At 39.1% G+C, this 8709-nt stretch carries 9 protein-coding genes; 1 reads left to right on the forward strand and 8 read right to left on the reverse strand.

Annotation, left to right across the window (positions count from 1 at the left end; translation table 11 throughout):
- Nucleotides 1-184 precede the first annotated feature (184 nt).
- The 5 genes from ACDX78_RS14180 to ACDX78_RS14200 all read right to left on the reverse strand — a co-directional run bounded on the left by ACDX78_RS14180 (nucleotide 185) and on the right by ACDX78_RS14200 (nucleotide 4433).
- On the reverse strand, nucleotides 185-1372 hold the full coding sequence (locus ACDX78_RS14180) for an acetate kinase (protein WP_486028805.1): 1188 nt from the start codon (nucleotides 1370-1372) through the stop codon (nucleotides 185-187).
- A 6-nt stretch (nucleotides 1373-1378) separates the two neighbouring features.
- Nucleotides 1379-2365 (reverse strand): class I SAM-dependent methyltransferase, encoded by a 987-nt coding sequence (locus ACDX78_RS14185; protein ID WP_486028806.1) that lies wholly within the window; start codon nucleotides 2363-2365, stop codon nucleotides 1379-1381.
- A gap of 386 nt (nucleotides 2366-2751) precedes the next feature.
- Nucleotides 2752-3252 carry a thiol peroxidase gene (gene tpx, locus ACDX78_RS14190; RefSeq protein WP_486028807.1) on the reverse strand — a complete coding sequence of 167 codons (501 nt, stop codon included), beginning with the start codon at nucleotides 3250-3252 and terminating at the stop codon, nucleotides 2752-2754.
- Between the two features lie 123 nt (nucleotides 3253-3375).
- Entirely contained in the window at nucleotides 3376-3825 is a 450-nt protein-coding gene (gene ytfJ, locus ACDX78_RS14195) for a GerW family sporulation protein (protein WP_486028808.1), read from the reverse strand.
- 26 nt (nucleotides 3826-3851) lie between these two features.
- On the reverse strand, nucleotides 3852-4433 hold the full coding sequence (locus tag ACDX78_RS14200; protein ID WP_486028809.1) for a DUF2953 domain-containing protein: 582 nt from the start codon (nucleotides 4431-4433) through the stop codon (nucleotides 3852-3854).
- Between the two features lie 172 nt (nucleotides 4434-4605).
- On the opposite strand from ACDX78_RS14200, the gene ACDX78_RS14205 reads away from it, so the two are divergent.
- Nucleotides 4606-5409 carry an NAD kinase gene (locus ACDX78_RS14205; RefSeq protein WP_486028810.1) on the forward strand — a complete coding sequence of 268 codons (804 nt, stop codon included), beginning with the start codon at nucleotides 4606-4608 and terminating at the stop codon, nucleotides 5407-5409.
- A gap of 230 nt (nucleotides 5410-5639) precedes the next feature.
- Here the strand turns inward: ACDX78_RS14205 and ACDX78_RS14210 are convergent, their stop codons facing one another.
- From ACDX78_RS14210 to ACDX78_RS14220, 3 genes are all read right to left on the reverse strand, one after another.
- Nucleotides 5640-5843, reverse strand: a complete 204-nt coding sequence (locus ACDX78_RS14210; RefSeq protein WP_486028811.1) for an alpha/beta-type small acid-soluble spore protein — start codon at nucleotides 5841-5843, stop codon at nucleotides 5640-5642.
- A gap of 139 nt (nucleotides 5844-5982) precedes the next feature.
- Nucleotides 5983-7185 carry a tRNA uracil 4-sulfurtransferase ThiI gene (thiI, locus tag ACDX78_RS14215; RefSeq protein ID WP_486028812.1) on the reverse strand — a complete coding sequence of 401 codons (1203 nt, stop codon included), beginning with the start codon at nucleotides 7183-7185 and terminating at the stop codon, nucleotides 5983-5985.
- A gap of 7 nt (nucleotides 7186-7192) precedes the next feature.
- Nucleotides 7193-8332: a cysteine desulfurase family protein gene (locus ACDX78_RS14220; RefSeq protein WP_486028813.1), complete on the reverse strand. Its 1140-nt coding sequence runs from the start codon at nucleotides 8330-8332 to the stop codon at nucleotides 7193-7195.
- Between the last annotated feature and the right edge of the window lie 377 nt (nucleotides 8333-8709).

Raw genomic sequence — 8709 nt, forward strand, 5'->3', positions numbered from 1 at the left:
ACCAGGATCACACCTCCTTCAGTTGTAATTCATGATTCGTTATTTTTAACGTCTTATTTTTTAGTATATTGAAGTTTTTTATAGTAATTTTGAAGCTGTTTCAACCTCCCCCCTTTTTTAAAATACAACTGGCCAAGAACCGGGATACCTGCCCAATGCTTGACCAGCACGATTATTATGCTTTTTAACTCTCTGCCAACCTGATTGTATCCCTGGCAATCATGACTTCTTCATTAGTTGGGATGACAATAACTTTAACCGGAGAATGCGGGTAGTTAATAAATTGTTCCTTCCCTCTGACCTTGTTTAATGCAGGGTCCCAATAAACCCCCATAAATTCAAGACCGTTTAGTACTTTTTCTCTGATCGTATCGCTATTTTCCCCAACGCCGGCCGTGAAAATAATAGCATCAACACCGGACATTTTCGCGGCATAGGAACCTAAATATTTGTGGATTCTGTCTGCAAACACATCTAACGCAAGCTCTGCCCGTTCATTGTTATCCGCCTGTTCCTCTATGTCCCGCAAGTCGCTGGAATACCCGGATAAGGCAAGCATCCCACTTTCCTTATTCAATACATTCATTACTTCTTCGGCTGATTTACCAGTTTTCTCCATAATAAATGGAATAAGTGCAGGGTCAATATTCCCGGAACGAGTGCCCATCGTAACCCCGGCCAGTGGAGTAAAGCCCATCGATGTATCAATCGATTCGCCGCCCTGAACAGCCGCAATACTGGCACCGTTCCCCAAATGACAGGTAATAAGCCTTAGCTGTTCATATGGTATCCCTAATAATTCACTGGCACGCTGCGATACATATTTGTGACTTGTCCCATGGAACCCGTATTTTCTTATACCGTAATCTTTGTAATACGAATATGGCAAGCTGTAAAGATAGGAAGACGGTGGCATTGTTTGGTGAAATGCCGTATCAAAAACTGCAACCATTGGTACTTCCGGCAGCATTTCCCGAAAGGCCTGGATACCTGTCAAATTTGCCGGGTTATGCAGCGGGGCCAGTTCAGAAACCTCATCAATAACTTCAATGACTTCCTCTGTAATTTTTACCGAATCACTGAATTTTTCGCCCCCATGAACAACCCGGTGGCCAACTGCATCAATTTCATTAAAAGATTCAATAACGCCAGAACTTTTTAAGCCTTCAAGCAGTTTTTTAACTGCTACTTCGTGATCTGGAATCTCCTCTGTTTGTTTGTCTTTATTGTCGTCTACCTCTAAAGTAAAAACAGAATTAATTAAGCCAATTCGTTCAATCAGCCCTTTTGCCAGCACTTTTTCTTCTGGCATAAAAATCAATTGAAATTTCAGGGATGAACTCCCTGCATTAATTGCCAGTATTTTATTCAAATTACGTCACTCCTTCAAATAAAGTTGAAACCAATCGTTAATCTGTCCTAAACTTTTACTCATGGCGTTCGTATCTTTAAACGAAGGCACTTGTGCCAATAAAGGCTGTGATGGTGCTGTTGTATTCTTCCCTTTTTTCTGCAGGATCAATATGCTTTTTATATTCTTTTTTGAAGTAAAAGCACTCTCAGGCAGTCTGAGCACACCAATAATATGTGCATATTCTCTTACATATCGATGTAATTTGTCTGACTGATCACTGTCAAACAGGAATTCAGGGATAACAAAAATCAAATACCCTGCTTCTTTCGTATAATTCATTCCCTGTTCGATAAATAAATGGTGGGCATAGGAGTGGCCTTCATCCGTTTTTAACTCAAAATCATTTGCACGAATATCATCCGGATAATAGCCAACCGGCAAGTCAGCAACTACCAAATCGACCGGGTCTAGTAAAAACGGCTGCAAGCTATCCTGATGGAAAAACTCAATGGGCCTTTCTTGTAAATTTGCATTTAGAACAGCTAATTGAATTAATGTAGGATCCACCTCACTTGCAAATGCCTCTATTGGCTGATGTAATTGATCAAGCACAGTAGTAATAAGATTACCAGTGCCACCTGCCGGGTCAAAAATTCGCAGCTCTTTCTTTCCTGCTGTCAGCTTCTCCGCCAGATAACCAACAATCAATGAAACCGCATCGGGAGTCATTAAATGCTGCTGTTGGGTGGAACCCTTCATTCCTTTTAGAATAGCCAACTGAAGCGCTTTTCGGATATTCACCTTATCCAGTGTGTCGTTTTCAAGCTTCTGCAATGATGTTTTCAGCTTATGTTCTGTCATCTTATCCCATTCTGCCGGTACCTCTCTATACAATAATATCTCTAAAGTGTAAGTTAAACTATCCAAATATGGTTCGTTTACATAATTTTCGATAGTCTCTGTTGTTTTATCCAGCCATTCATATAGTATTTCTACATTTGATTTTTCCATTATACATCCTCCGATCCAACAGTATCATTGTATCAAAAGCTTGCAAAAACATACAAAGTTAAGCATGACAGGTTAGGAGTGATTATAAAAACGCCTCTATGGTATGTCATTTAATGAAAGATTTAAGGTGCGATTGAACGTCTCTATATGTATGTTGTTTAGCGTAACTTTTAAAATGGGGTACTATAGAATGCGTATATAGTATGTCTTCAAGCTAAAGCTTTAAAATGAGGGACGACAGAACCACTACAGTACGGGGAAAATATTTAAACATGTCAAAAACTCAAGGGTCAAATATTACCAGCTTATAACTTTTAAAACTCCCACCAAGCCATAAAATACTCTCCCCCTGTCTGATCGGGAGAGAGTTTAAAATAAAGGTTATTTTATTTTGCTTGTCTGGCTGCTTCCAATGCTTTATCATAATCCGGATGATTACTGACTTCACTAACTACTTCTTTATAAGTTACCTTATCATCGGAATCTATTACAAAAATAGACCTTGCCAGTAAGCGTAACTCTTCAATCAGAACGCCATATTTTTCACCAAAGTCAGCATTTCTATGATCGGATAACAGATCCAGCTTGTCCACTTTATTTTCTTCTACCCAGCGTTTTTGAGCAAACGGTAAGTCCATACTTACTGTAATCACTTGAACATTACCGATGCTTGCAGCTTCATTATTAAAACGTTGTGTTTGCAGTGAACAAACACCAGTGTCAACAGATGGAACAACACTGATCAGCTTTACTTTTCCTTTGTGGTCATTTAACGAAACCGCTTTAAGGTCATTAGAAAGTGCAGTAAAGTCAGGGGCTTGATCCCCTTCATTTATTTCCTTTCCTAACAATGTAACCGGATTTTCCTGAAATGTAACATTCGCCATGCAATATCCCTCCCAAAATTAATATCTTCTCTAATTATGAGTTTATAGCGGAGACGGAGATATGTCCAACTAAAAGGATTAACTTTGAGGGAGATACCCTCAGTTCAATCAGAAAAATGATGATTAAATATCATATTGTGTCGGCGCATCCTTTTTTTCCGCTTTCCGCCTCGTTTCTTTTCCCGGTATATTTTCTTTTAGCATTTGCTGTATTTTTTCTATAACCTGCGGCGCATAGTCAAGCATTTTCTCGTAAATATGAGTCTGCTGATCTAAATGCACCATTTTAATTCCTTTTCCACTTACGATTAAAAAGGCAATTGGAGTTATGGAAACGCCTCCCCCGCTTCCTCCGCCAAAAGGCAGCTCTTCATCTTCCGAATTCCCGTGGCTTCCCTCTGATTTAAACTCACTTCCGCCAGCTGCAAAACCAAAGCCCAATTTGCTCACAGGTATAATCACGCTGCCGTCAGGGGATTCCACAGGATCGCCTATAATCGTGTTTACTTCCACGATATCTTTCAAGTTTTCCATCGTTGTTGTCATAAGCCCTTGAATTGGATGTTCTTCCATTGATGTTACCTCCCAAAATAAAAAAGTTATGATGCGGATACCGTTTTTTCCGGTTTCACGGAAAAGAACAGACGAAAGATTTTAATAATGATATGTATAGCTTGTACTATTTGAATCGATACCATACAATCTAATGTCGAACGAAAATACAGCTTTTGATAATCAGGATTCACCCGAATTACCGGCTCACATTTGACCTGGGTGAAATTCCCGAAAAGTCCTGCTATCATTCCTTTGATCGACCAAATGCCACCTGCTGTTATTCCTGTCGTTGCCGCATCCCCTGTTCCGCCACTCGTCACCCAATTTAACTCATGCAATTTCAATTTTTTTAAAATAATGGTAAGTGTTTGTTTAAATAGTTTCACTGATTCCAGCAGCTTATGTAATTTTGATGAAAAATTTTCAAATTCTGGATTTGAATGGGACAGATTTATATTTTCCGGTACTAGTGGATAAGATTTTTTAAACATACGGATTCGAAATAACTTGATTGTTATAGAAAAATAGTGTTCCTGGTCGGTATACAGTAGCTTAAAGGAAATATAAATATGTGATAATAGAATAAAAATAAGGAATCCAGTGATGCCAAAGATAAACCATACCAAGCTCTCCCAGCTCCTTTCTTCAAAAATAATTGACAGATTTGCGGTGTCTACCCTTCTTCCTATTTTTGACAGAAATCCAATTTTTACTCATTCATTATGCATTTATTAGATGAAAAGAGCTGATGATGATAAGATAGATAAAAACCCTTATTTCATTGGAGGTACTAAAGCAATGCAAAATCGAAGAAACTTATATTTTTATTATCCAAAACATGATATAGAGCTTGCACAAAGAATGGAAACTCTATTTAAATTAGCAGAAGAAAATCAATTTAACATTGTAGAAGATTCCCGTGATGCCAACATTATTATAAGTATTGGCGGGGATGGAGCCTTCCTGCAAGCTGTCAGAAAAACAGGATTTCGAGATGATGTGCTATATACAGGCTTCACTCGTTCCAGTGAATCTGGTCTATATTGTGATTTTAATCTGGACAATTTCAATGAGATGCTTCATATTATGCAAAATGAAGAAATGGAAGTTCGCCGCTTCCCTGTCATCAATGTGCAGGTAAATAACGATTCATCGTTTAAATCACTGAATGAGGTAAGTGTGCGTTCATCGATTATTAAATCTATCGTAATTGATGTATTTATCGATGACGAACATTTTGAAACCTTCAGAGGAGACGGGCTGATCGTTGCGACCCCAACCGGAAGTACAGGATATAACAAATCTGTAGAGGGAGCTGTTATCGATCCAAAGATTCCATGTTTTCAGGTTTCTGAACTTGCCTCTATCAATAATAACCGGTACCGGACACTTGGTTCATCTTTCATATTAAACCAAAACCGGAAACTGAAGCTCTCCGTAACACAAGACGGAAATGATTATCCAATTATCGGTTTGGATAATGAAGCCTATTCCATCCGCAACATCAACGACATCACCATAACACTGAGTGAAGATGTAATTAAAACCGTCAAACTGAAAAACAACTCCTTCTGGGATCGTGTAAAAAGAACATTTTTGTAAATAAAGGCGGAAAGCGTCCGGATAGCGACTACTAAGCCGAAGCTGACTTATATCCAAAGGTATAAGTGCGACGAACCTCGTGTCTGGTCATTCGGCAAGTCTTCTTTAACGTACGGGTAAAGGAAAACATACTGGAGCTAAATAAAAGGGACGGTTCTTCTGTTTTATTTATACGAAAACAGGAGAACCGTCCCATCACCTTTTCGGTTAGCCAATTTTTATTTTATTTTTTATTGTTGCGGTCCGCCAAATTGCTGTTCAGCCATTTGAACAAGACGTTTAGTAATCTCCCCACCAACGGAACCATTAGCACGGGAAGTAGAATCAGCATTTAGCTGCACACCAAATTCCTGAGCAATTTCAGTTTTCATTTGGTCAAGTGCTTGCTGAGCACCAGGGACTACTAATTGGTTTGAATTATTGTTATTTGCCATGTTAGTTCACCTCCTTGGTACACATAGATTGTGTCAGGAAGAGAAAAAACATGCACTAAATCTCATTGGAAGTTGTTGTTAATACAAGCTTTTCCAATTATTAACCCCATCTTGCTTATATCATTTCGATAAAATGACCTTACAACAAATCTTCAAACGCTTTATCTTCCGTTTTGGCCGGAGTTATCTTCATCACTTCAATCCCGCTGACCGCTTCTTCAATCAGTTCACTGAAATCTTTTGTCGACTCAAAATGTGCTGTTTTATCACGTCTTGGCCTCGTCTTTGGGGATGTTGGCACAAAGATGGTACAGCAGTCCTCATAAGGCAAAATGGATGTCTCATACGTGCCGATATCTTGGGAAATCGCTATGATTTCAGATTTATCCATTGCAATAAGCGGTCGGATAATCGGATAGTTTGTTACCGCATTAATGGTATTCATGCTTTCCATCGTCTGACTGGCAACCTGTCCGAGATTTTCGCCGGTCGTCATCGATAAAATATCTTCTTTTTCACATACCTGTTCACTTATACGCATCATCATTCGGCGCATCACCGTCATCGCATATCCATCAGGGATTTCCCGGTGAATTTCCTGCTGCAGCTTTGTAAAAGGTACAATATGAACTCTAATAGAGCCCCCGAATGTTGTCAGCTGTTTCGACAAATCAAGCACCTTCTGTTTAGCCCGCTCACTTGTATATGGCGGGGAATGAAAATGAATGGCCTCCAGCTGTACACCCCGCTTCATAGCCAGAAATCCTGCAACTGGGCTGTCGATGCCGCCGGAGAGGAGTAATAACGATTTCCCGGAAGTGCCTACAGGTAATCCGCCGAAGCCTGGAATAACCTCGGAAGTAATGTATGTTGCCTCCCTTCTTATTTCCACCTTAATTTCCATGTCAGGCTCATGAACATCTACCGTATAATCCTCTGTATTAATAAGTAAATGCCTGCCAAGCACCTGATTCATTTCCTGAGAGCGTACAGAAAAATCCTTATTAATCCTTTTCACGGTAACCTTAAATTTGCGAACATTATCACTCTCTTTTAAAGCAAACAATGCTGCTTCTTTTATTTTTTCCACATCATTTTCTACTTTGATCGCGAGGCTTAAGCTTTGAATACCAAAAATATGCTTGCATTTTTCTACAATTGGTTCTGGGTCATGTCCATTCAATAAAACGAACATCCTTCCCTGGGTTCTTTGCACTTTTACACCGGGATAATCTTTGACCTTTTGTTGAACATTTTGCTGCAGCTGTAATATAAACGACTTGATGTTCTTTCCTTTCAAAGCCATTTCACCGTATCGAATTAAAATATGATCATATTTCATTATTCATCTACTCCATTACCTGTTTAAATTGAATTATTGCATCTTGTAACACACGTAAAAATGATTCTATTTCTTCTTTGTTCGTATCATACGACAGACTGACCCTTAGTGCAGACATGGCTATATCTTTATTAAACCCACAGGCAGCCAGAATCTTACTTTCATCTTTTTGCTTGGAGGAACAGGCCGATTTTGTGGATATAAAAATATTCTTTTCCCCAAGCATATGGATCATTACCTCGGGCTTTATCCCGGGAACGGAAAAATTCATAATATGTGGTGCTGCATTTTCCGGTGTATTAACGATAACGCCATCCATGTTTTGCAATTCTTTTTGCAAATGATGCTGCAGTCTATACAGTCTGTCTATTTCTGTTTTTTCTATTTCTTTTATCAGCCTAAGTGCTTTTACCATTGCCACTGCGCCGGCTACATTTTCAGTGCCCGAGCGATGTGCATGTTCTTGATCTCCTCCATGAAATAGAGGGAATAACTTTGTCCGATTGTTTACATACAGTATTCCCGTTCCTTTTAGTCCATGAATTTTATGTGCCGAATACGTGCATAAGTCAATTCCGCTATGATGAAGCTTCAGTGGAACTTTACCAACACCCTGAACATCATCTACATGCAAAAGGAGTTTGGGATGTTTTGCGGCAATGTCACCTATTTCGTGAATCGGCTGGATTGAGCCTATTTCATTATTAACATGCATGATGGAGATAAGAATAGTATCCTTCCGAATGGCTTTTACTAACTCATCTACAGAAATGATCCCTTTTTCATTAACTGGCAAATAGGTAACTTCAAAACCGATATTTTCCAAGCTTTTACAGGCTTCATAAACGGATGGATGCTCTATTTCGGTTGTAATAATATGCTTCCCTCTACTTTGATGCTCAAGCGCAACACCTTTAATTGCCATATTATTTCCTTCTGTCCCGCCGGAAGTGAACACAATTTCATTCTGATTCACTTTAAGCAGCTCGGCAGCCTGTTGTCTCGCCGTCACAAAAAGTTTTTCTACCTGTCCGCCCAAAGTGTGAATGGAAGATGGATTTGCGAAGTAGGTGGTGGACACCTGTTGAAAGCTTTTCAGCACGTCAGGATTGGGTTTTGTAGTTGCACTGTTATCTAAATAAATCATATAAGTTTCTCCTTAATAAATTCAAGACTTTTCCATATATATCAATCATTTATCGGCTTGCAATCATACATTATAGCATGAAAAGAGGCTGTCTCAAAGAACCGACTCCTCAATCATGAAGGGGTCAAGTCCAATAGGACAGCCTCACTATTTATCACGCATTAACGGACTGTAATATCCCCACCTTTAAGTGAGAGGAAACCTTAAACGTGAAGGTGGGGGATAAACAGCGCGTAAATTTCCTGATTCTGTTCAACTAACATTTGTATGAAAACACTTATGAAAATTGCTCTAAAAAGACAACAGGAAAGCAGCTCTCTCAAATTTGATTTTTTGAGAAAATAAAATTGATACTTCACATGTAATTTAGAATCTAA

Origin of the sequence: Virgibacillus oceani (genome assembly GCF_041521345.1) — a bacterium.
Lineage (GTDB): Bacteria > Bacillota > Bacilli > Bacillales > Amphibacillaceae > Virgibacillus_N > Virgibacillus_N oceani_A.

What these genes read in the sequence shown, in the direction of transcription:
- ACDX78_RS14185 (WP_486028806.1), bottom strand. Translation starts at nt 2,365, where the DNA reads ATGGAAAAATCAAATGTAGAAATACTATATGAATGGCTGGATAAAACA.
- tpx (WP_486028807.1), bottom strand. Translation starts at nt 3,252, where the DNA reads ATGGCGAATGTTACATTTCAGGAAAATCCGGTTACATTGTTAGGAAAG.
- ytfJ (WP_486028808.1), bottom strand. Translation starts at nt 3,825, where the DNA reads ATGGAAGAACATCCAATTCAAGGGCTTATGACAACAACGATGGAAAAC.
- ACDX78_RS14205 (WP_486028810.1), top strand. Translation starts at nt 4,606, where the DNA reads ATGCAAAATCGAAGAAACTTATATTTTTATTATCCAAAACATGATATA.
- ACDX78_RS14210 (WP_486028811.1), bottom strand. Translation starts at nt 5,843, where the DNA reads ATGGCAAATAACAATAATTCAAACCAATTAGTAGTCCCTGGTGCTCAG.
- thiI (WP_486028812.1), bottom strand. Translation starts at nt 7,185, where the DNA reads ATGAAATATGATCATATTTTAATTCGATACGGTGAAATGGCTTTGAAA.
- ACDX78_RS14220 (WP_486028813.1), bottom strand. Translation starts at nt 8,332, where the DNA reads ATGATTTATTTAGATAACAGTGCAACTACAAAACCCAATCCTGACGTG.